Here is a 24,375-nt window from a genome sequence, read left to right as displayed (position 1 = left end):
TACAGAAATGAAAGCAAAAATCACCACAGCAATTTTATTTTTCGCGGGTTTAACTGCCATAAACGCGCAGAAATACGATATTAAGACGAACAAAACTTACGCCGAAATATCTGCAAAAACAGACGGAAAATGGGAAGGAAGAAAGTATAAAGGCGGAACTGTTTTTAAAAATGTGGACCGATTAAAATTGGCTCCTGAACATACAGATCACTCTTTCGACATTCGTTACGAAGGACCAGGCTGGGAAAATAACAGAATTGGATACCGTTTGTACTTAGACTGGAGAAATGCTATCGATATCTTCGGAAAAAAGACTTCAGAGAATATTCTTCCACTTGTAGGGCAAGACGGATTTGATTCTTATCACAATATGAGCGATTGGGGAGCTGATATTTTAAAAGCAGGAAAAGGAATCGGAATTGGTTCTATCGATCGTTATTTAAACAGCGAAAAATTGCACTTCCGTGAAGTAGATTCAACAATTGCAACAGTGGCTAATAAGTCGAAGGAATCTACAGTAAAAGTAAATTACTATGGATGGAAAACAGCTTCAGATAAAATTGATTTTATTTCAGAATTGACAATAAAACCAGATCAGCTTTATACACAACATACAATTAAAGCTTCTCAAGCAATACAAGGAATTTGTACAGGAATTGTAAAGACAAAAACGGGTGAATTGCTTAAAAAAGAAAGCAAAAATAAAAAATGGGCATATTTGGCAACGTACGGAGAACAATCTTTGGTTCCAGACAAGTTAGGAATGGCAATTTTTTATGAAATTAGTACTATCGAAAATATTGCAGATACAGATTTAGATTATCTTTTAGTTTTTAAACCAACTACAAAAGCAGTGACTTTTTACCTTTTAGGGGCTTGGGAGCAAGAAGTAAACGGAATCAAAACAAAAGAAGAATTTGCACAATATTTAGATAAACAATTAGAAGTGCTGAATAAAAAAAGCAAAATGTAATTTTATGCGTAAATCTCTTTCTACAAAATTCATTTTTGGAAACATTCTGGTTTTACTGCTGATTTTTGGAAATAAAATCAATGCGCAAAATCAAACAAGTACAGAAAACAATGTTATTCCTTACGACTTAAAATGGTCGGAACGAACGGCACTTTCTATTTTAAATAAATATCCGAATGCTTGGCAGCTTGACGGAAATGAAAAACCAAAATGGGATTATAAAATGGGTTTTGTATTGTTGGGATTTGAAAAATTATATCAAAAAACAAACAATAAAAAATACCTGAATTACATCAAAGAATATGTTGATGGAATGATTGACAGTACGGGAAATATCAAAAAATATGATGTTAAGGAATATAATATTGATTGTTTAAATCCGGGAAAACTGCTGTTTAATTTATATGATATAACAAAAGATTCTCGCTATCTGAAGATTATTGGGCAGCTTAGAAATCAGTTAGAAAGTCAGCCGAGAACACCAAGCGGAGGATTTTGGCACAAACAGATTTACCCAAACCAAATGTGGATTGACGGTTTGTATATGGCAGAACCTTTTTATGCGCAGTTTACTGTTAAGTACGAAAAGGGAAAAAGTCTGGATGATATTGCGAAACAATTTGAATTGGTTCAGAATCATCTTGTAGATCAAAAAACAGGTTTGGTTTACCAAGCGTGGGATGAAAGTAAAGAGATTGCGTGGGCAGATAAACAAACGGGAACTTCGCCTACAATCTGGGGAAGAGGAATTGGTTGGTACATGGTGGCGCTGGTCGAAACATTAGATTATTTCCCGAAATCGCACCCAAAACATAAAGTTCTGGTGGAGTATTTGAATCAGATTGCAAAAAACGTGAATCAATACAAAAGTGATACAGGACTTTGGTATCAAGTTGCTGATAAACCAGAATTGTACGGAAATTATGTAGAACCATCAGCTTCTGGAATGATTATTTATGCTTTTGCAAAAGGTGCCAATAAAGGCTATTTGGCTTCAAGCTACAAAACCACAGCTAAAAAATCATTTGACAGTTTTGTAAAAGAATTTGTGAAAGTAGATAAAAAAGGAGAAGTGAATGTTTTGAATGTTTCATCAAATGTAGGTTTGGGCGGAAAACCATTCCGTGATGGAACAAACTATTATTATCTAGTTTCTAAAACAAAAGAAAACGGTGCAATTGGATTGGGGGCTTTTTTATTAAGTGCAATCGAATTAGATAAATAAATGTTTTTTATGGATAAAAAGAGAAAATATTTTGGTTTACTGTTTGTAATTATGGGGCTGCTTTTTTCATTTATGAATGCAAGAGCTCAAGAAACGACAATTGTTATATCTAAAGACTTGAAGTGGTCTGAAAGAATGGCTCTTTCTATTATGAAGCGTGACCCAAAAGCTTGGCAGATTGATAATAACGAAAAACCAAAATGGGATTATAAGCTTGGTCTTATTATGACTGCTTTTGAGAATCTGTACAATAAAACACAAAATCCAGTTTATTTCAATTACGTTAAAGAGTACTACGAGACAGTTATAAACAATTCTGGCGATATTCTAAATTATAAACTAGAAGATTACAATATTGATTATATAAATGCTGGAAAAGGACTTTTTGAAATTTATAAACAAACCAAAGATGATCGTTATCTTAAAGCGTTACAGCTTTTAAGAAAACAATTGGAAACGCATCCGAGAACAAATTCAGGTGGTTTTTGGCATAAGAAAATTTATCCAAATCAGATGTGGCTGGATGGATTGTATATGGGAACTCCTTTTTATGCACAATATACAGCTGAGTTTGAGCAAAGAAAAAGTTTTGATGATATTGTAAAACAGTTTGAGCAGATTCACCAGCATACTTTAGATCCAAAAACGGGTCTTCTTTTTCATGCTTGGGATGAAAGTAAAAAAATGGATTGGGCGAATAAAGAAACCGGAACATCTCCCAATTTTTGGTCTCGATCTATAGGCTGGTACATGATGGCTTTGGTTGATGTTTTAGATTTTATGCCGAAAGAACATCCGAAAAGAAAAGAACTGATTGAGTATTTGAATGAGATTTCGAAAGCTGTTGCAAAATATCAAGATAAATCAGGATTATGGTATCAAGTTACAGATGCTGGAAATAGAAAAGGAAATTACCTTGAAGCATCTGGTTCTGAAATGTTTGTTTATGCATTTGCAAAAGGAGTAAAAAAAGGGTATTTACCAAAAAGCTATAAAAAGTTGGCAGAAAAAGGATTCGACGGAATTACAAAAAAACTCGTTACAGTAGATCCAGACGGAGAAATACATATTACTCAAGTTTGTGCCAGTGCAGGGTTAGGTGGAAATCCTTATCGAGATGGTTCTTACGAATATTATATAAGCGAAAAAATAAAAGTAGATAATTCGCATGGATTAGGTCCTTTTATTTTAGCAGCAATTGAATTAGAAAAATAGTAGAATTTAAATATATTTTGAAATGAAAAATAGTAGAAAGCAAAGTTATTTTATGTCGATTTTGATGGCTTGTTTTATGACCATTACAAGTTGTAAAGTAACATCGCAGGAACCAGCAAAAGAGATTGTGATTGGGAAAAATGCAAAATGGTCTGATAAAATGGCCTTGACATTGATGAAACGCCATCCAGAGGCATACATGATCGACGACGCTAAAAAACCAAAGTGGGATTACGTTCACGCTTTAGTATTGCATTCAATTGAAGAATTATACAAAAAAAATCCAGACCCTAGATATAAAGCTTATATAAAAGGGTATGTGGATAATTTAGTGCAACCTGACGGAAGCATTAATACATACGAATTTGATAAATACAATATTGACTTAGTATTGCCAGGACGTTTGCTTTTTGATGTTTATGCCTATACAAAAGAAGATAAATATTTAAAAGCATTGCAACTAATTCGCAAACAGCTTACAGAACAGCCAAGAACACAAAGCGGAGGATTCTGGCACAAACAAATTTATCCAAATCAAATGTGGTTGGATGGTTTGTACATGGGAGAGCCATTCTACGCAGAATACACAGCTAAATTCGAAAACGGAAAAAGCTTTGATGATATCGCGAAACAATTCGAATTGATTCAGCTTAAAGCAACAGATCCAAAAACGGGATTATTATACCACGGATGGGACGAAAGCAAACAAATGCCTTGGGCAAATAAAGAAACAGGAAACTCTCCAAACTTCTGGTCTAGATCTTTGGGCTGGTATGTAATGGCTTTGGTTGATGTTTTAGATTACATGCCAAAAGATCATCCAAAAAGAAAAGAGTTGATTCAGTATTTAAACAATGTTTCTGAGGCTTTACTAAAATTCCAAGATAAATCTGGATTGTGGTATCAAGTTACAGACAAAGGCGGTGAAAAAGACAATTATTTAGAAGCTTCTGGATCTGCAATGTTTTCATATGCTTTTGCAAAAGGAGCAAACAAAGGATATTTGCCAGCTAAATTTAAAAAAGCAGCCAACAAAGCTTTTGACGGGTTAACAACTGTATTAATCAAAAAAGTAGATCAAGATGGAGGAATTACGCTAACAAACTGTTGCCAAGTGGCAGGTTTAGGCGGGAATCCATATCGTGATGGATCTTACGAATATTACGTAAACGAAAGAAAAAAAGACAATGATCCTAAAGCAACAGGGCCATTTATTTTGGCCGCTTTGGAATTGAACAGATAATTTTTTTAAAGTTATGAGTTTGGAGTTATGATGCTCTACTTTGTCTTGCTGAGCGAAGTCGAAGCATCGCAAAGAAATTACTCACAGAAAAAACAAGTGACAAACCCGACAGGTTTCTAAAACCTGTCGGGTTTAAATAAAAAAAACAGTTAAAAATGAAAAATATAAAAATCATCCTATTTCTTCTTTCCATTTTTTGTTTCCAGAAGAATACCGCACAAGTCTGGACGCCAGATAACGGAGACGGAACATACACCAATCCGATTATTCATGCCGATTATTCAGATCCAGATGTTGTTCGCGTAGGCGATGATTATTATATGACAGCTTCTTCTTTTAATTGTATTCCAGGGTTACCGATTTTACATTCAAAAGACTTGGTAAATTGGAAAATTATAAGCTACGCTTTAGCTAAACAGCCTCCATTTGAAACCTACAATAGCGTACAGCACGGAAACGGAGTTTGGGCGCCAAGCATCAATTATCACAACAACGAATTTTACATCTATTATCCAGATCCAGATTTCGGAATTTATATGATAAAAGCTAAAAAAGCACAAGGGCCTTGGTCTGAGCCACTTTTAGTTAAAGCGGGAGTTGGATTGATTGATCCGAGTCCGCTTTGGGACAATGATGGCAAAGCTTATTTGGTACATGCTTTTGCAGGAAGCCGTGCTCAGATTAAAAGCTTGCTAGTCGTTTGTAACATGAATACAGACGGAACTGTAGTGAACAACGATGAAGTTATGGTTATTGACGGACACGAAAGCGAAGGCACAATTGAAGGGCCAAAATTTTACAAACGAAATGGATATTATTACATTTTTGCACCAGCAGGAGGAGTTCCAACAGGATGGCAGACTGTTTTAAGATCGAAAAATGTTTTCGGACCTTATGAAAAAAAGAAGGTTCTAGAACAAGGTTCGACCGCAATAAATGGGCCGCATCAAGGGGCTTGGGTAACGACTCAGACGGGCGAAGATTGGTTTTTTCATTTTCAAGATAAAGGCGCTTATGGCCGAATTGTGCATCTGCAGCCAATGAAATGGGTGAATGACTGGCCGGTTATGGGAGAAGATTTTGATAAAAATGGAATAGGTGAGCCCGTAACAACGTACAAGAAACCAAATGTTGGCAAAAAATATCCGATTGAAGTTCCAGCAACTTCAGATGAATTTAACGAGCCAAAATTAGGATTGCAATGGCAATGGCAGGCAAATAAACAGACCAACTTTGGTTTTCCAACTAGTTTGGGTTATTTGAATTTGTTTTGCAATACCACAACCAAAAATATTTTTAATGCTCCGAATTTACTCTTGCAAAAATTTCCAGCAGAAGAATTTACGGCGACTACAAAACTGACTTTTAATGCAAGATTAAATGGAGAAACTACTGGTTTGATCGTTATGGGGTTAGATTATAGTTATCTGAATTTCAAAAATGAGAACGGAAAATTATATCTGAATCAGAAAACAGGAACTTTTGATAAAACGGTTTCAGAGACTGAAACCAAGCCTGTATTAATTGAGCAAAATACAATTTATTTAAGAGTAAAAATTAGCAAAGGTGCGATCTGTAGTTTTTCGTATAGTTTAGACGATAAAAATTACCAAACCATAGGAAAAGATTTTACTGCTAAAGAAGGAAAATGGATTGGAGCGAAAGTCGGACTTTTTGCTTTGGGTGAGATAATTAAAAATGATTCGGGGAATGTTGCTGTTGATTGGTTCAGAGTAACAAAATAGGTTGGAAATGATACAGTTTAAAAAACAAATAATGCTTTTTTTATGCCTTTGCAGTTTTGCTGTAAATGCTCAGAATACTTATAAAAGATGGTCAGATGTTATTCGCAAGAGTGATGTCGCTTGGTTTGCAAACGCAGACGCGAAAAGAGTAGCAGAAAATGTACTGCTCTACCAAAGAGATATTGGAGGCTGGCCAAAGAATATTCAAATGCAGGATGAGCTGACCGAAAAGCAGAAAAAAGATTTGATTGCTCTTAAAAAAACAGCTGTAGAAACTACTACAGACAACGGAGCAACTTGTCAGGAAATGCTTTTTATGTCTAGAATGTATGCGCAGGTTAAAGACGAACGTTATAGAGAATCTTTCTTAAAAGGCTTAAATTATCTGCTGGAGGCTCAATATGCAAACGGAGGATGGCCTCAGTTTTATCCGTTAAAAAAAGGATATTATACGCACATTACCTACAATGATGATTCGATGGTTAATATTATGAATGTAATAAAAGCCGTTGCAGACGAAACCGATTATTACAGCATTAAACCATCAAAAGAAATTGTGGAAAAATGCAGAAAATCATTTGATAAAGGAATCGATTGTATTTTAAAAACACAATACAAGCAAAATGGTGTTTTAACCGCTTGGTGCGCACAGCATGATGAAGTGACTTTGGCGCCAGCAAATGCAAGAGCTTTTGAATTGGCTTCGTTAAGCGGTTATGAATCAACAAAAATAGTATTGCTTTTAATGTCGATTGACAAACCGTCAAGAGAAGTTGTTACCGCTGTAAAAAGTGCGGTAGAATGGTTTCAAAAAACTAAAATTACCAATTTAGAAGAAAAAAGAGTTTTAAATGACGCCGGAAAAATTGTAGATAAAAAAATGATTCCAGCAGTAAATGCCAAACCTATCTGGGCAAGATTTATGGATTTGGAAACCAATGAACCTTTCTTTTGTGACCGTGACGGAATTAAGAAAAAATCATTGGATCAAATAGGATCAGAAAGAAGAAATGGCTATTCATGGTATTCAGATGCACCAGAGGAAGTTTTAAAAAAATTTCCAGACTGGGCAGTTAAAAACGGTACAAAAGTAGGGGCAGCCGAAAAGAAAATTGTAGATTATATTACTGTAGCGCAAGATGGTTCGGGAGATTTTACCAAAATTCAGGATGCAATTTATGCAACACCCGCTTTTCCTTATGATAAAGTTACTATTTTTATTAAAAACGGAATCTACAACGAAAAAGTTAGAATTCCGGAATGGAATACTAATGTATTTCTGAAAGGGGAAAGTAAAGAAAATACCATTATTACTTTTGATGATAATTTTTCAAAAATAGCTTTAGGCAGAAATAGTACTTTTTATACCTACACACTTTTGGTTGAAGGGGACGATTTTACGGCATCAAATCTAACGATTAAAAATACTTCTGGTGAGCATGGACAAGCTATTGCGTTGTCTGTTGTAGCCAACCGCGCTAAAATTATTAACTGTAATCTTTTAGGAAATCAAGATACGTTGTATTTGTCTGGAAAAGAGGCAAAGCAATATTTTAAGGATTGTTATATAGAAGGCACAACAGATTTTATTTTTGGAGGCGCAACCGCCTTATTTGAGAACTGTACGATTCACAGTATCAAAAGCTCTTATATCACAGCTGCTTCAACCCCCGAAGGAACTTCGTTTGGTTTTGTTTTCAAAAATTGTAAACTGACTGCAAGCCCAGAGGCAAAAGAGGTATATTTAGGAAGGCCGTGGCGTATTTATGCTAAAACAGTTTTTATAAACTGCGAAATGGGAAAACAAATAAAGCCAGAGGGTTGGGAAAATTGGTCTAAACCAGAAGCTGAAAAGAAAGCTTTTTATGCCGAATACAATTGTAGCGGAGAAGGATTTCAGCCATCAAAAAGAGTAAAATGGTCTTATCAGCTTTCAAAAAAAGAAGCAACACAATATTCGATAGAAAATATCCTTAAAGATAAGATTGCGAATTGGTATTCTCTTTAGTCCCAGTCCCAGTTCTCAGTCGCAGTTTCAGTCGGCACTGAAAACTGGGACTGCGATTGCGACTAGCACGCACTTAAAATAAAAAAACATGAATTTCAAATACTTCTTTCTAATCTTCCTTTCGTGGGCATCATTTGCACAGAATAGCGATTTTCCGTCAGCTAAAGTGGATTCTATTGTGAAACGAATTCAGCTTCCAATAATAACTTCCTATCGGGTTAATGTTTTGACATTAGGTGCCAAAGGCGATTCTATTACAGATAATAAAAAGGCTTTTGATAAAGCAATGGCTTTGTGCAAAAAAAATAAAGGCGGAACAATTATAGTTCCAAAAGGAATTTATAAAATCAACGGACCGATACATTTTGTAAGCAATGTAAACCTTAGAATTGAAAAAGGGGCTAAAATAAAGTTCAGTGATAATCCGAAAGATTATCTTCCAATGGTTTTAACAAGCTGGGAAGGGACGATGTTGTATAATTACAGTCCGCTTATTTATGCTAATAATTGCACGAATATTTCCATTTCTGGAGAAGGAACAATTGACGGAGAAGGAGGAAAGACTTGGAAAACTTTTAAAGCAAAAGAAAACGAAGGTAAAAACCGAAGCCGTGACATGAATCACAACAATACGCCATTAGAGGAAAGAAAATTTGGAAAAGGCTATTTTTTACGACCACAGATGATTCAGTTTTTAAATTGCAAAAACATTTTAGTCGAAAATATCCGAATCGAAAATTCGCCGTTTTGGTGTCTGCATCTTTTAAAATCAGAAAGTATTACCATTCGCGGAATAAGTTACAAATCCTTAAATCACAATAATGACGGAATCGATCCAGAATACGCAAAAGACGTTTTAATTGAAAATGTGACTTTTGACAACGGAGACGACAATGTTGCCATAAAAGCAGGAAGAGATCATGAAGGAAGAGCTAATGCAGCAACGCCTAGCGAGAATATTGTGATACGAAATTGTAATTTTAAAGGACTTCATGGTGTGGTAATCGGGAGCGAAATGTCGGCTGGAGTTCAGAATGTATTTGTAGAAAATTGCAAAACGGCAGGATATTTAAAAAGAGGCATTTATTTAAAAACCAATGCCGATCGCGGAGGCTATATCAAAAATATATTTGTCCAAAATATCCAGTTAGATCAAGTAGAAGATTGTATATACATTACAGCAAATTATCACGGAGAAGGAAAAGGCTATCAGTCAGAGATATCAAATGTATATTTCTCTAATATCACCTGTAACAAAGCGTCAGAATCTGGTATCGTAATTCAGGGATTTGCAGATAAAAAAATCAAGAATATCTCTTTAAAAAACATAGAAATCAAAGAAGCCAAAAATGCGCTCTCGAATGAAAACGCAGAAAACGTTTTAATGACAGATGTTTTTATAGGTAAAAGAGCAACAGTGCCTACAGCAGTTTCAAAACATTAGATTTTTAACCTCATTTTATAGCTAAGCTTTTTTTTAACGCAAAGTGCACAAAGAAATCGCAAAGTTCGCAAAGGTTTAATAAAAAGAGGCAAAGGCTCAAAGGTTCAGAGATTCAAAGATTCAAAGATTTTTCGTAGAGATGCACTGCAGTTTTGCGTTAAAAAAACACTTCGCAATAAAACCCTCAGCATTAAAAAAAACAAAAGAAAATGAAAAAATATATCTTTCTAGCATTACTTATCACCACAGTAAGTTTTGCCCAAAAAAACTCTTTGTATTGCATTGGAGACTCTACAATGGCAAATAAAAAAGATCCGGACAAAAATCCAGAACATGGTTGGGCTCAGGTATTGCAGCCTTTTTTCAAAGAAAACATAACAGTAATCAATAAAGCGGTAAACGGACGAAGCACGAGAAGCTTTATCAATGAAAAACGCTGGGATTCTGTTTATAACAAACTTAAAAAAGGAGATTATGTTTTTATAGAATTCGGACATAATGATCAGAAAATTGAAGACTCAGCACGATTTACCAATCCGCATACAGCTTACAGATACAATCTGATTCGTTTTGTAAAAGAAAGTAGAGAAAAAGGTGCTATTCCGATATTATTAACTTCTATTTCAAGACGTAACTTTAACGAAAAAGGCGTTTTGGTACCCACACATGGCGATTATCCTTTAGAAACTCGATTGGTCGCAGAGGAATATAATGTGCCTTTTATAGATTTAGAATACTACACCGAATTATTAGAGCAATCTTACGGGCCAGAAAAATCAAAACAGCTTCATCTTCATTTCAAAGCAGGAGAAAATGCATTTTATGACACAGATAAAGCTGATGATACGCACCTTTCCTTGTTAGGAGCAAATAAAATTGCTGAAATTGTAATTAACCAAATTAAGCTTTCGAAAGACGCTTCGCTAAAGAATCTTAAAAGCGGAATTAAGTAAAACGTTTTTAAACTTAAAGTAATTAAAAGAAAGGGGGAATTTGTATTTCCCCTTTTTTGGTTTTTGACATTTCATGTAAAAAGAAGATAAAAAAGTAAAGATTAAAGAAATAAATCTAGCCTTATTTTAATATTATAAAAGCTTCTAAGTCTATTTAAGACTTTTTTGTTGATATACTTTTGTCTTGAATAATATACCTAAGAAGACAAAAAATATGAAAGCGGCTAATTTTTCATTAGAGTTTCAGTTAAATATTTCTGAAATTAGAAAACTTAACAAAATGTACTTTGAACACTTGTTTAAAGAGGGTTTAATCTATGTTTTTTTTGTTGTTGCATTAGTGATGCTTTTTCTTGATTTTATTAATGAAGCCGATTTTTTTCAGTGGCTGATAAGTTGTTTGGTTACACTTGTTTTTTTGGTGATCATTCAATTCTTTTTTCTGGATGCTATATCTAGAACGATTTTTTGCTTAACAAAATGGCTTATCCAGTATAACAAATTTTATAGCAGATATAAACTCACTTTTACTTATTCTGATGTTTGTGTTCGATCTCCGTTAAGAGAATTAAAACATAAATGGACAAAAATTGAAAAAGTTATTTCGACTAAAAATTTCTTATTTCTCTACGTAAAAGAAAGAAATGCTTATATCATTTCTATTTCAAAGAAAGATCACAATTGTCAAGAGATTGAAGAATTGGTTTCATTTGTTGAAAAGCATGTCATGCACGTGATAAAAGTCTAATCCATTTTTAATAATAATATCAAAAAATACCTTATTATGATTGTTTTATGGCTTATTGAAGCTAATGAATGATTGATACAGCTCTAATTTTGCTACATATTTTAGTAGCGAATCCCTCAGTTAATGGAGGAGTTTACTGTTTTAAAAAACAAAAAGATGCAAAAGGAGCGAGTTTTAGTGGTTGATAATCAAGGTTTTTTTCTGAAAATGTTTAAAAGAAAACTTAAAGATGAGTTTGAATTTTTAGAAAAATCTTTTACTGATCAATGTGAAGGGACAATAAATCAATATGATCGAATTATTTATGTAGTCTACAGGAGAGAAGAGTTGCTTAGTTTTTTACAAGAAGAAAAAAGAGCAAATACTTTAGTTTGTTTGTTTAATAGGCAACTTTACAAGAGCTTATCTTTTTTAGAAGAAATCAATAATTTGATTTTGTTTGATGAATCAAAAACTAGTCGTGAAATTTTTAAAGAAGTAAAACTCTTTTTGAAAAAGAAATTAGATTTCAAAAGGGAAAAAAAGACATTGAGGCCATCTAATCCATCACAATCAAAGTTTAATGAATATTACAAAGCAATGTATTTTTTAATGTGAAGTAATTTATTTTATTTTTTATATTTTTTTCGATCATATTATTTGATAGTAATGTGTTTAAATTGCAGGGTAATTGTTGTTCGTTATCCTGCTTTTTATTTATATTAAATTTCATTTTTTTTAGAAGTTTTTGATTTTTAAGTGTTATTATAACAATTAAAAATCTTAAATTGTTCTGAAAAAATAAAGAATAAAGAAAGAATGAAAAAAAGAGTATTATTTTATCTTCCAATTACTTTAGTTACAGTATTATTAGCGAGTTGCAAAGTTTCTCAAAATGTATCAGAAAAAACAATTGTTTTAAAAAATAGTAGTTCTTTGGCGCTCTCGCAAAAAGCAATTTCTATAAAAAGAGAGAATATTGGAGAAAGCAATGTAAAAGGAGCTTTTCCTATTTTAATTTCAAAAACAGATACCATTCCAGCACAGACAAACGATTTGAATGGCGATGGAAAATGGGATGAACTTTTCTTTACAACTGATTTTTCACCAAACGAAGAAAAAATCATTCAGTTAAAATGGTCTGATATAGATCCGAGGTTTACAATAAAAACCAGTGCACGTTTTGGAAAAAGAGAAGGGAAAGATCTTCCTGTTCATCCAGATACACAAGAGGTTTTAATGGCGAATCAGGTTCATAAAAAATTAGGTTATCAAAAATACCAAACAGACGGACCGACTTGGGAGAACGACAAAGTTGGTTTTAGACATTATCTAGACGGAAGAAATTCTAAAGATGTGTTTGGGAAAAAACTTCCAGGAATAACTCCCGAAAACGTTGGTATAAACAGTAAAGGCGCGGTTGAAGATAATTATCACGTGATGTACGATTGGGGAAGAGATATTTTTCCTGTTGGGAATTCTGTTGGTTTAGGCGGTTATGCATTGCTGATTGATAATAAAATAAACCGACTTGGAATTTTAGGCAATGACACCATAAATAATGTAGAAAAGACAGCTTTTAAAATTGTAGCAGAAGGACCGGTAAATTCTGTTTTAAGCTACCATTATCAAAACTGGAAAGCCTCTGAAAATCTTTATCAAGTACAGGAAACAACTTCTATTTGGCCTGGAATGTATGGTTATAAAAATACTGTTTCAATAGATGGTATTAAAGGCAAAGAAACATTTCTAGCTGCAATTTCTAATTTGAATAATAAAAATCCGCTACAGGTTATAGAAGCTGGAGATTGGATATGTCTAATTCAGCACGATTATTTGACTTATGAACGCCAATGGATTTTGGGAACAGCAATTTTAGTTCCTTCAAATATTTATCAAGGTTATATTGAAGCCCCTAAAACAGGGCAGCTGACGGATTCGTATTTGGCAAAATTAAAAGTTGATAATAAAAAAGAGATCAGTTATTATGCGATTGCAGCTTGGGAACTGAGCGCCGATAAAGGTTTTAATGATTCTGCATTTTTTACTAATTATGTGACCAATTTGGCCAAACAGCTTTCGGCTAAAATAAAAGTCGAAGTAAAGTAATTTGAAACGATAGGCCGTTGTACAAATGAGAGAGTTTTTTATTGTTTTAGCTTTTATAAGCGGATTGAATTTTTCTTTCTCGCAGCAGGTAACTGATGTTTTTCCTGATGGCACTCCCATCAGCAGCTGGTTTAAAAATGATCAGAAATTGCAATTAAAGGATTTAGGAAAGCAATATCGTATAACAGATTTTGGAGCTAAAAAAGACAGCACAATAATCCAAACGCAAGCCATTCAGGCAATAATTGACCTTGCATCGGCAAATGGTGGCGGTGTAATTGTAGTACCGAAAGGTGTTTTTTTGAGTGGCGCTTTATTCTTTAAACCTAAAACAGCTTTATATTTAGCCAAAGGAGCAGTTTTAAAAGGCTCAGATAATATTATTGATTATCCAATTATGGCTTCAAGAATGGAAGGACAAAATCTGGATTATTTTCCCGCCTTGGTGAATGCTTATGGGGTAGATCATTTTTCTATTTCGGGAGAAGGAACAATAAACGGAAATGGAAAAAAGTTTTGGGAAGCTTTCTGGAAAAAACGTGGTGAGAATCCTGATTGCACGAATCTTGAAGTCTCTAGGTCAAGATTAATTTTTGTATGGAATTCAAAAAATGTTCAGTTTCAGGATGTAAAATTGATTAATTCAGGTTTTTGGACGAATCACTTTTATAAATGTAATAATGTAAAACTGCTGAATCTTTACATCTTTTCGCCACATATTGAAATTAAAGCGCCAAGTACCGATGCCATTGATCTTGATGTCTGCGAAAATGTTTTGATAAAAAACTGCTATATGTCTGTAAATGATGACGCCATTGCCTTGAAAGGAGGGAAAGGACCTTACGCAGATAAAGATCCAAATAACGGCCCTAATAAAAACATCATAATTGAGGATTGTACATTTGGATTTTGCCATTCGGCTTTAACCAATGGAAGTGAAGCGATTCATAATCGAAATGTAATTTTTAGAAATAGCCAAATAAAAGGTGCTTCTAGAATGTTGTGGCTAAAAATGAGACCAGACACGCCACAGCGATACGAATATATTTTAGTCGAAAACATTCAAGGCGAAGCAGAAACTGGACTTGCTATTTTTGCTTGGCGACAGTTTTATGATTTGAAAAACCGTCAAAATATTCCGTTATCTTATGGCGATCAGATTACTTTAAAAAATATCAATCTTAAGTGCACTAATTTTTATGGTGTGGAAAAAGATCCCAATGTGAGATTGAGTAATTTTAAATTTGAAAATCTAAATATAGAGTCTGTAAAAACTAAGATGGATAAAAGCATTATAGACGGACTTGTTTTAAAGAATGTTTACTTAAACAAGACTCTTATTGAGTAAAATTTTCCTTTTTTGAGGAATTTTTCCGCTCAAAAATTAACAAATAGAAGAGGTATAAGCCATCTTTTTGGATGAAACTAGTTTTAATTTGATACTTTCTGGAGCGTATTAAAACAGTTGTTATAAAAACACTTTTAAAGTAAGTGGTTGATTGCTAATATATTGTATTTGCTGGTTTTTAATAAAGAACAGAAGTCAATTTATTGTAAAGGAAATGAATGAAAAACTGCATTAAATTTAACAGCAAAATTGTTGTAACTATCACACAAACTTTTATTTTTGTGGCTTAATTTAACAATATATAAGCATGAAAGATTTATTAGTAAAAATCAACGCCGAAATTGAAACATTCAAAGCTGAAGCTGAATCTTTGACTGAAAAAGGAATTAAAGCTGCTGGACCAAGAGCACGTAAATCAACTTTAGAAATTGAAAAACTTTTAAAAGAGTTTAGAAAAGTTTCTATCGAAGAATCAAAAAAATAATACAACTAAAACCTCGTCAGTCGACGAGGTTTTTTTATGGGTTAAAGTTGTTGGGAGGTAAGAATAAAGAATAAAGAATAAAGAATAAAGAATTAAGAATTAAGAATTAAGAATTAAGAATTAAGAATTAAGAATTTCTCTTAACGTCTAAAAAAAAAACTTAGAATCTTAGAACCTTAGCATCTTAGTATCTTAGAAAAAACTCATATCCACTTTAGCTTCGTCGCAATCGAGCATGCTTCAACGGTATTATTAACTTTCATTTTTTCTAAAATATTTTGTCGATGACGGCTTACGGTATTGATGCTGATAAATAGGAGAGTTGCAATCTCTTTACTTTGTTTTCCTGCCTGAAGCATTTTAAGAATCTCTTTTTCTCGTGCAGAAAGAAAGAATTCATTTTCTTTCACATTCTGTTTTACAATATTTCCAGTTGCGGTATTTATTATTGCACCTTCATAGTGAAGGGCAAGAGAAAAATCAAAATTATAAAAGCAAAGTGCCAATTCTACATCTTCGTACTGATTCGAAAAATAGAACATCTTGTGTAATAAAGATTTCCCTGCGGTTTCATCATTCATTCTTAATTTACTGATTACACAAAAGTTTCTTCGTTCCTCAGTCGGAATCGTTTTTATGAACTGAAAAAAATGAAGTTCTAAAAGATATTTTTGCAGTACATCATCTGAGTTTAATTTGCCAAAAAGCTCTTCTTCCCAAATACTCTCAATTTCTTGCACTTGATCTTCTTTGAAAATTTCAAGTTCTTGAGCAATTTTGCCCGAATAGATGTAACTTTTATTGTTGTATAAATCGCTTAAAACGGCAATGCCATTTTCTAAATCAGCAAAATTCTGTGCCATTTCCTGACACGTTTTTAAAACCTTTTTATTATTTAAGTTTCCTGAGTTTTTTTGCTCCAAAAGCTGTTTGCTCAAATCATCTTTTATGTTTTTCATAAAAATGGTTATTTATAAGTATTGTCTTATGCTTTTCTGCCGAATATATTTGTATGATTATATGGACTGAAATATAATAAAAAATGGGTTTTAAAATAATTATAAAATTCTTAATCATTTTACTTGACTTATTATCAAGTTGTTTGAGGTAAACATATTGCTCAAAAGGCTTTGTGTGAAAGTTGAGTGAGTTGATTAATTAATGCTTAATAAATCAAAATCATGAAAAATCTTCTTTTAATCATTTTTTTTATAAGTATAATTGCTGTTCAAGCACAAAATTCCACCATAAAAAGGCTTGACCGAACTACAATTTCAACCGATAGTTTGACCGCCACTATTGAAAACCTGATGAGCAAAGCCGATGTGAAAGGATTGGCTATAGCCGTGTTTAATGCCAAAAAACCTGTTTACATGAAGACTTTTGGCTTTAGTAATGTCGAAACCAAAAAGAAGTTAGAGCTGCAGACCAATCTTTATGGAGCTTCTTTGAGCAAAGCGGTTTTTGCTGTTTTGGTTATGAAACTAGCAGAAGAAGGAGTCATAACCTTAGACAAACCACTTCAGGATTATCTTCCGAAACCAATTTATGAATATGATTTTAAAGTATGGCACGAAGATTTTACAGAATTAAAATCATATCCAGAATATAAAAAAATAACTGCTAGAATGTGTCTCGATCATACTTCTGGCTTGCCGAACTGGCGTTGGTTTGAATCTGATGAAAAGCTCAAAGTTAAGTTTGAGCCAGGAACTAGATACAGTTATTCGGGTGAAGGGCTTACGTATCTTCAGGTCGTTTTGGAAAAAATTACTGGAAAAACCTTAGAAGAAATGGCTCAGCAAAGAATATTCAAACCTCTGGGAATGTCAAATTCAAGTTATAAATGGCAAGAAAAATTTGAAAAAGATTATGCTTTCGGATATGATAATGATGGAAAGATTCAGGAAAAAGACAAAGACAATGCACCGAGAGGAGCAGGAACGCTAGAAACTACGATAGAAGATTATAGCAAGTTTATAACGGCAATTTTGAATAAAAAAATATTGAATGCTAAATCATACAAAGAAATGTTTAGTCCGCAGATTCGCATTCGTTCTAAAAATCAGTTTGGACCAGGAGCATTAGAAGATGGAAACTGGAATGACAAAACAGAGCTTTCATACGGTCTAGGCTGGGGATTAGTAAAAAGTCCTTATGGTTATGGCGCTTTTAAAGAAGGGCAAGGTTCAGGTTTCCAACACTACGGAATTGTTTTTCAAGACAAAGGAACTGCAATGGTCATCATGTCGAACAGTTATCCAACAGGAAAAATAATTAAGTATTTACTGGAAACAGGAATAAAAGACTCCTATACACCATGGGAATGGGATCAATACATTCCATATGATAAAAAATGAGGTGCGGAGGTTCTAAGATTCTAAGGTGCTAAGGAAGTAAAAACTTAGCACCTTAGAATCTTAGCATCTTAGCATCTTAGAACCTTAGATAGAATTTCTATCGATAAAATTAAAAGGTACTTTTACCTGACCTTTTTCTTTGTTCAAAATCATTCTCGCAGCGGTTTCTCCCATAACATTAAAATCGGTTGACATTACAGTAATGCCAAGCAAATCTTTTAAAGGAGTATCGTTGTATGAAATGATCCCAATATCTTTTCCTAAAACAAACTCTTCATCGCGAATCTGTTTCACTAAATTTACCAGATCAGATTCTTCAATAGTGATAAATAAATCTCCTTTTTTAAGAATCATATCATCGTAAACTTCACTCAGAATTTCAAAATTGATTTCGTGTTCCACACAGAATTTTCTAAATCCGTGCAAAATTCTTCTCGGATAAGGATAAACCGCTTTATCAGGATATACTAGAATTAAACGCTTGTATTTTGATATTTTAGAAAGACCTTCTTTTAAGGCATTATAAATGTCATTTTCAAAATCCTGGTAAATCTTAATGACATCGTTACCTGTTCCTAATTTTATATTATCTAAAACTACGAGTTTTTCTTGTGGGATTTTTTTAATTGCACTTACAACATCATCAGTAAAGCTCAAATGTTTTAATTCATCTGTTTTAAAGTGCGTTGTAATAACATAATAATCGTAAGCACCTTCAAACTTATCTAAAATATTTAAGAATAAAGTCTCATCACAGTGATAAATCTGTAGATCAACATGTGCATTTGCGCCTAAAGTGTCAATAAATGAGCTGTAGGTTTTCATTTTATACGAACTCAATTTATTAGTCAGAAATAAAATATTGACCTTAGATTCCAATTTTGTTCGAGTAATGTAATAGCCTTTCCCTCTAATGGAAGAAATGATTTTTCGCTCTTTTAAAATATTATAGGCTTTCTCAACAGTATCGCGAGACATATAGAATTCTTCGCTGAAACTATTTATAGAAGGAATTTTTTGATTGATTTTTAAATTTCCGTTGGCGATGTTCTGAAGAATAGAGTCAACAATTTGTTTGTATTTGGGAACTCGAGAGTCTTCGTCTATTTTAATAAGTTTAATCATGTTCATTGTGAGGAAATTTATTTCGCATTTTAGCGAAACTCATTTTAATTCTAAATAATTTTTTTAAAAATCTCTTCTTTCAAAAAGAATCTAATTCACAGAATCATTTTTGTCATAAAAAAGAGAATTCGTCAAGGCTTGTAATCTTTTTTTTATGATTTCTAAATTTTGACCTTAATGCAGAATCAATAATTACGAAATCGATTGCTAAAATAGCCATTTTAAATTTATTTACCCAATAATTACAAGTCGTTATTTCTAATAATCTTTAGTTTTAACAAAAAATATGAAATACGTAAAGGATAGTACAGGACAGTTTTGTTTTTGACATTCTCTTATTTTACAAAACCAAATCACTATCTAACAAACCAAAAACTAAAAATTATTAAATGGAATCATTATTAGGAATCATTTTTCATTCTATCGGAGGATTTTCTTCAGGTAGTTTTTATATGCCTTTTAAAAAAGTAAAAGACTGGGCTTGGGAAAGCTATTGGCTTGTAGGAGGATTTTTCTCTTGGCTGATCGTGCCGCCAATTGCAGCGTACTTAACGATTCCAAATTTTACAGAAATTATTGCAGCAGCTTCTCCATCCATAAAAACCTTCACTTTTACAATGGGTTTAATTTGGGGAATTGGCGGTTTAACATACGGTTTAGGCGTTCGTTATTTAGGAATGTCTTTAGGAAATTCAATTACGTTAGGATTCTGCTCTGCATTTGGAGCTTTAGTGCCATCCATTTATTATGATATTGTTCCAACAGAGGGTAAGATTTCGTTTTCTCACATGCTTACTAATACTGGCGGTCAGATCGTTTTATTGGGTGTGGTTGTATATCTAATCGGAATTGCCATTTCTGGAAAAGCAGGAATGCTGAAAGAGAAAGATTTTGCAACAGGTCACGAAGATAAAGACAAAGATTTCAACTTAGTAAAAGGTTTGATTGTAGCCGTGATTTCAGGAATTTTAAGTTCCTTCTTTAATTACGGAATCGAAGCTGGAAAATCTATGGCAGAACATGCTGTAGTAAATGGTGCAAATCCGTTATTTCAAAACAACGTGACTTATGTTGTTTTGCTTTGGGGAGGGTTAACGTCCAATTTTATCTGGTGTCTTTATTTAAATTTTAAAAACAAATCAATTAAAAATTACACCGATAAATCTACTCCAATAACTAAAAATGTCTTGTTTTCTGCTCTTGCTGGAACCATGTGGTTTTTACAGTTTTTCTTTTACGGAATGGGAGAAAGCAAACTTGGAAATGGTGCCAGTTCGTGGATTCTGCATATGGCAACCATCATTTTAACAGCAAACTTTTGGGGATTTTATTTGAAAGAATGGAAGGGAGTTTCTAGAAAAACTTTAAGAACTTTTTTCTGGGGAATCGGACTTATTATGCTTGCAATAGTTTTGGTAGGAATTGGTAACTCATTATAAATACAAGAAATAATTTAAAATACTATATGTCGAATACAAACACAATTAATAATATGAATTTTAAGCATGTAAGCTACCTTTGGGATGAAGCTAAGGCAGCCGCATTAGCAGGTGATGAAGTAGCGCTTTTTATTTATCGTTCTAACTTGTTAGGGGCTGATTTAAGATTGACCAACTACGGCGGTGGAAACACTTCTGTGAAAATTACAGACAAAGATCCTCTTACGGGAGAATCTTCTGAAGTAATGTGGATTAAAGGTTCTGGCGGTGATATTGGAACGTTGACAAAATCTGGTTGTGCAGCTTTGTATTTGGACAGACTTCGTAACCTTGAAAATGTTTACAGAGGTATTGAGTTTGAAGATGAAATGGTAGAATTGTTCAACCACTGTATTTTTGATTTAGCATCTAAAGCACCTTCTATTGATACGCCTTTACATGGTTTTCTTCCGTTCAAACATATCGATCATTTACATCCAGATGCGGCAATTGCTATCGCTGCTGCTAAAGATGGAAAGAAAATCACAGAAGAATTATTTAACGGAGAAATTGGCTGGGTAGGCTGGCAGCGTCCAGGATTTGATCTTGGTCTTCAGTTGAGAGCTTGTTTGGAAGAAGCAGAAAAAAACGGTAAAAAACTACGCGGAATCATGTTAGGTTCTCATGGTTTATTTACTTGGGGAGATACTGCGTTTGATAGTTATATCAATACGCTGGAAGTAATCGAGAAATGTGCTTCTTACTTAGAAGATAATTACGGAAAGAAACGTCCAGTTTTTGGAGGTAAAAAAATAGAAAGTCTTCCAGAAGAAGACCGTAAATTAAAAGCAGCAAAAGTAGCGCCAATCTTAAGAGGTTTCTGTTCGTCAGAGCGTCAAATGATTGGTCATTATACAGACGATGCAAGAGTTTTGGAATTCATTAATTCTAATGATCTTTCAAAATTAGCACCATTAGGAACATCTTGTCCAGATCACTTTTTGAGAACTAAAATCAGTCCATTGGTTTTAGAATTAGATCCAAATGAAGATTTATCTGATGTTGCTGCTGTAAAAGCCAAACTAGCTCCTGCATTTGAGGCTTACCGTGCCATGTACAAAGACTATTACAATGCATGTAAAAAATCAAACTCGCCAGCAATGCGTGACCCAAATCCAGTTGTGATTTTATATCCTGGAGTTGGAATGTTCACTTTTGCTAAAGATAAAACAATGGCGCGTTTGGCATCTGAATATTATATCAATGCAGTAAACGTAATGAAAGGCGCTGAAGCAGTTTCAGAATATACTTCTTTACCGCACCAAGAAGCTTTTGATATTGAATATTGGTTGCTAGAAGAAGCAAAATTGCAGCGTATGCCAAAACCAAAAGCATTGTCTGGAAGAGTAGCTTTAATCACAGGTTCTGCGGGCGGAATTGGTAAAGCTATCGCTAAAAAATTCGCTCAAGAAGGTGCTTGTGTCGTAATTAATGATATTAATGAAGAGCGTTTGCAAGGCGCATCTGATGAATTTATTAAAGCTTTTGGTAAAGATGCCGTTTCTAGCACTTTATTGAATGTTACAGACGAAGTAAGCACAGAAAAAGCATTAGACGAAGCTTGTTTAGCTTTTGGAGGCGTTGACATTGTAGTGAATAATGCTGGAATCAGTATTTCTAAATCTATTGCAGAACATACTCTTGAAGAGTGGGATAGATTATATGATATCTTGGTAAAAGGACAATTTATTGTTTCTAAAGCAGGAATCGAAGTAATGCGCAAGCAAGGTTTTGGAGGAGATATTGTAAATATCGTTTCTAAAAACGCTGTTGTTGCTGGTCCGAATAATCCTGGTTATGGATCGGCTAAAGCAGCGCAAGCGCACTTAACACGTTTAATGGCTGCAGAACTTGGAGCTGATAAAATTCGTGTCAATACAGTAAATCCTGATGCCGTAATTTCAGACTCTAATATTTGGTCTGGCGGATGGGCAGAAGGTCGTGCAAAAGCATACGGAGTTACAGTTGAAGAACTTCCGGCTTACTATGCAAAACGTACGCTATTAAATGAAATCATATTGCCAGATGATATTGCTAACGCTTGTTATGCTTTTGTTGGAGGTTTACTTGGTAAATCTACAGGAAACGCATTAAACGTAGACGGTGGCGTAGCCATGGGCTTTTATAGATAAAGATTGTTTAGGTTTTTTATATAAGTTTGTTTAAGCAAAAGTGGTTTTTTGTGGTCTAGCGTTCGAATTCTTTCGAACGTTAGATTTTTTTAGACTATAACAATTTGCTTTACAAAAGAAAACGTAACAAAAAAGTGAAGTAAAACCAGAGTTTAGTTGCTATAAAATTTTTAAGTTGAAAAATAGTAAGCACATGGAAATTATAGTACGCGGATGACACAGATTTGCTATCGCGAAGACGCGGAAAAAGACGAATTTTTTTATTTCACGCAGATTTATATAGATTTAAGCAGATCTAACAGATTTTAATTTTTAGATGATTAAAAAAAGATTTGCGTTATCTGCTAAAATCCTTTTTAAATCTGCGTGAAACCAGAAAATAAAATCTGCGTCAATCAGCGTCTTCGCGATAGCGAATCCGTAAAATCAGCGTCAAAAATTTCGGGATTATGTTGTTAAAAAAATATACTAGAAATATAAAAGTTATATCTTGTAGACTCTATTAAAATATCAATAACTATGTTAATCGGATCAAACCACATCGAATCTCATAACGAAGATTTAATCAAAAAACACCAGAATAAATTAGTTTTTACAGCTTCAGAAATTAATGATACAGAAGCGATTATTCAAAAATTAATCGATTTTCAAATTGCAATTCCATCTTGGGCTTTAGGAACAGGAGGAACAAGATTTGGACGTTTCGCTGGAGGAGGAGAACCTCGTTCTTTAGAAGAAAAAATTGAAGATGTTGGTTTGCTTCACAAATTAAACAATGCTTCAGGAGCCATTTCACTTCATATTCCGTGGGATATCCCGACTGATTATAAAGCAATCAGAACACTTGCAAATCAGCATGGGTTAAAATTCGATGCTATGAACTCGAATACTTTTCAAGATCAAGCAAGCTCTGAGCACACTTATAAATACGGTTCTTTACAAAATGTAAACAAAGCGGTTCGCAAACAAGCAATTGCTCATAATATTGAAGTTATTAAACACGGAATCGAATTAGGTTCTGAGTCTTTAACTATTTGGCTAGCTGACGGTTCTAACTTCCCTGGGCAGTTAAACTTCAGAAAAGCATATCAAAATACTTTAGAAAGTTTAGAGGAAATCTACGATGCATTGCCTTCAAACTGGAAATTATTTTTAGAATACAAATGTGCTGAGCCTAACTTTTATTCTACGACTGTAGCAGATTGGGGGCAGTCTTATTCGTATGTTAAAAAGTTAGGCGACAAAGCGCAGACTTTAGTCGATTTAGGGCACCATCTTCCAAACGCTAATATTGAGCAGATTGTTTCTTTATTATTGATGGAAAACAAATTAGGAGGTTTCCACTTTAATGATTCAAAATACGGTGATGACGATTTAACGGCTGGAGCATTAAAACCATATCAATTATTCTTGATTTTTAATGAATTGGTTGAAGGGATGGATGCAAGAGGAATGAATCACGCCAAAGATTTAGGTTGGATGATCGATGCTTCTCATAATATCAAAGATCCATTAGAAGATTTATTGCAATCTGTTGAGGCAATTATGATTGCTTATGCTCAGGCACTCTCTGTAGATAGAAAAGCATTGGAACAAGCACAAGAAGAAAATGATGTGGTAAAAGCACAAGAAATTCTTCAAAATGCTTTCCGTACAGATGTTCGCGCATTAGTTGCCGAAGCTCGTCTTCGTTCTGGAGCGGCTTTAAATCCTGTAGCATTATACCGTTCGATTCAAGTAAGACAAAACCTTATCGAAGAAAGAGGTTTAAAAACAATGGCAACGGGATTATAATTATCAATTATT

At 33.7% G+C, this 24,375-nt stretch carries 19 protein-coding genes; 17 read left to right on the top strand and 2 right to left on the bottom strand.

The window, feature by feature from the left end:
• The first annotated feature begins 7 nt into the window (after window positions 1–7).
• From BSF41_RS17495 to BSF41_RS17435, 13 genes are all read left to right on the top strand, one after another.
• On the top strand, window positions 8–973 hold the full coding sequence (locus BSF41_RS17495) for a DUF4861 family protein (protein ID WP_095930787.1): 966 nt from the start codon (window positions 8–10) through the stop codon (window positions 971–973).
• A 4-nt stretch (window positions 974–977) separates the two neighbouring features.
• The gene (locus tag BSF41_RS17490) at window positions 978–2,198 is read left to right on the top strand and encodes a glycoside hydrolase family 105 protein (protein WP_095930786.1); all 1,221 of its coding nucleotides are present in this window, start codon (window positions 978–980) and stop codon (window positions 2,196–2,198) included.
• Window positions 2,199–2,207: 9 nt separating this feature from the next.
• Window positions 2,208–3,413 carry a glycoside hydrolase family 105 protein gene (locus BSF41_RS17485; RefSeq protein WP_095930829.1) on the top strand — a complete coding sequence of 402 codons (1,206 nt, stop codon included), beginning with the start codon at window positions 2,208–2,210 and terminating at the stop codon, window positions 3,411–3,413.
• Window positions 3,414–3,435: 22 nt separating this feature from the next.
• Window positions 3,436–4,656 carry a glycoside hydrolase family 105 protein gene (locus BSF41_RS17480; protein ID WP_095930785.1) on the top strand — a complete coding sequence of 407 codons (1,221 nt, stop codon included), beginning with the start codon at window positions 3,436–3,438 and terminating at the stop codon, window positions 4,654–4,656.
• Between the two features lie 155 nt (window positions 4,657–4,811).
• Window positions 4,812–6,401: a glycoside hydrolase 43 family protein gene (locus BSF41_RS17475; protein ID WP_095930784.1), complete on the top strand. Its 1,590-nt coding sequence runs from the start codon at window positions 4,812–4,814 to the stop codon at window positions 6,399–6,401.
• A 7-nt stretch (window positions 6,402–6,408) separates the two neighbouring features.
• A complete protein-coding gene (gene pelA / locus BSF41_RS17470; RefSeq protein ID WP_095930783.1) occupies window positions 6,409–8,409 on the top strand; it encodes a pectate lyase in 2,001 nt (666 codons plus the stop codon).
• 88 nt (window positions 8,410–8,497) lie between these two features.
• On the top strand, window positions 8,498–9,853 hold the full coding sequence (locus tag BSF41_RS17465; RefSeq protein ID WP_095930782.1) for a glycoside hydrolase family 28 protein: 1,356 nt from the start codon (window positions 8,498–8,500) through the stop codon (window positions 9,851–9,853).
• A 209-nt stretch (window positions 9,854–10,062) separates the two neighbouring features.
• Window positions 10,063–10,806 carry a rhamnogalacturonan acetylesterase gene (locus BSF41_RS17460; RefSeq protein WP_095930781.1) on the top strand — a complete coding sequence of 248 codons (744 nt, stop codon included), beginning with the start codon at window positions 10,063–10,065 and terminating at the stop codon, window positions 10,804–10,806.
• Between the two features lie 214 nt (window positions 10,807–11,020).
• Complete coding sequence (locus BSF41_RS17455) at window positions 11,021–11,554, top strand: YcxB family protein (RefSeq protein WP_095930780.1); 534 nt, start codon at window positions 11,021–11,023, stop codon at window positions 11,552–11,554.
• A gap of 123 nt (window positions 11,555–11,677) precedes the next feature.
• On the top strand, window positions 11,678–12,151 hold the full coding sequence (locus BSF41_RS17450; protein ID WP_095930779.1) for a hypothetical protein: 474 nt from the start codon (window positions 11,678–11,680) through the stop codon (window positions 12,149–12,151).
• A 201-nt stretch (window positions 12,152–12,352) separates the two neighbouring features.
• The gene (locus BSF41_RS17445; RefSeq protein WP_095930778.1) at window positions 12,353–13,642 is read left to right on the top strand and encodes a DUF4861 family protein; all 1,290 of its coding nucleotides are present in this window, start codon (window positions 12,353–12,355) and stop codon (window positions 13,640–13,642) included.
• A 25-nt stretch (window positions 13,643–13,667) separates the two neighbouring features.
• Complete coding sequence (locus BSF41_RS17440) at window positions 13,668–14,990, top strand: glycoside hydrolase family 28 protein (protein WP_095930777.1); 1,323 nt, start codon at window positions 13,668–13,670, stop codon at window positions 14,988–14,990.
• Between the two features lie 307 nt (window positions 14,991–15,297).
• Window positions 15,298–15,474 (top strand): histone H1, encoded by a 177-nt coding sequence (locus tag BSF41_RS17435; RefSeq protein ID WP_008467640.1) that lies wholly within the window; start codon window positions 15,298–15,300, stop codon window positions 15,472–15,474.
• 203 nt (window positions 15,475–15,677) lie between these two features.
• Here the strand turns inward: BSF41_RS17435 and BSF41_RS17430 are convergent, their stop codons facing one another.
• Entirely contained in the window at window positions 15,678–16,433 is a 756-nt protein-coding gene (locus BSF41_RS17430; protein ID WP_095930776.1) for a response regulator transcription factor, read from the bottom strand.
• 222 nt (window positions 16,434–16,655) lie between these two features.
• On the opposite strand from BSF41_RS17430, the gene BSF41_RS17425 reads away from it, so the two are divergent.
• On the top strand, window positions 16,656–17,834 hold the full coding sequence (locus BSF41_RS17425; RefSeq protein WP_095930775.1) for a serine hydrolase: 1,179 nt from the start codon (window positions 16,656–16,658) through the stop codon (window positions 17,832–17,834).
• Window positions 17,835–17,918: 84 nt separating this feature from the next.
• Here the strand turns inward: BSF41_RS17425 and BSF41_RS17420 are convergent, their stop codons facing one another.
• Window positions 17,919–18,959: a GntR family transcriptional regulator gene (locus BSF41_RS17420; protein WP_095930828.1), complete on the bottom strand. Its 1,041-nt coding sequence runs from the start codon at window positions 18,957–18,959 to the stop codon at window positions 17,919–17,921.
• Window positions 18,960–19,348: 389 nt separating this feature from the next.
• Between BSF41_RS17420 and rhaT the strand changes: the two genes are divergently transcribed.
• The 3 genes from rhaT (at window position 19,349) to BSF41_RS17405 (ending at window position 24,363) form a co-directional block, all read left to right on the top strand.
• Window positions 19,349–20,398 (top strand): L-rhamnose/proton symporter RhaT, encoded by a 1,050-nt coding sequence (gene rhaT / locus BSF41_RS17415; RefSeq protein ID WP_095930774.1) that lies wholly within the window; start codon window positions 19,349–19,351, stop codon window positions 20,396–20,398.
• Between the two features lie 26 nt (window positions 20,399–20,424).
• Window positions 20,425–22,569, top strand: a complete 2,145-nt coding sequence (locus BSF41_RS17410) for a bifunctional aldolase/short-chain dehydrogenase (RefSeq protein ID WP_095930773.1) — start codon at window positions 20,425–20,427, stop codon at window positions 22,567–22,569.
• Window positions 22,570–23,088: 519 nt separating this feature from the next.
• Entirely contained in the window at window positions 23,089–24,363 is a 1,275-nt protein-coding gene (locus tag BSF41_RS17405; RefSeq protein ID WP_095930772.1) for a TIM barrel protein, read from the top strand.
• Window positions 24,364–24,375: the final 12 nt, after the last annotated feature.

This window comes from Flavobacterium sp. ACN2, assembly GCF_002303885.1.
Classification (GTDB): Bacteria; Bacteroidota; Bacteroidia; order Flavobacteriales; family Flavobacteriaceae; genus Flavobacterium.
Note: the sequence above shows the minus strand (reverse complement) of the source record. Positions and strands in the feature narration are given on the sequence as shown.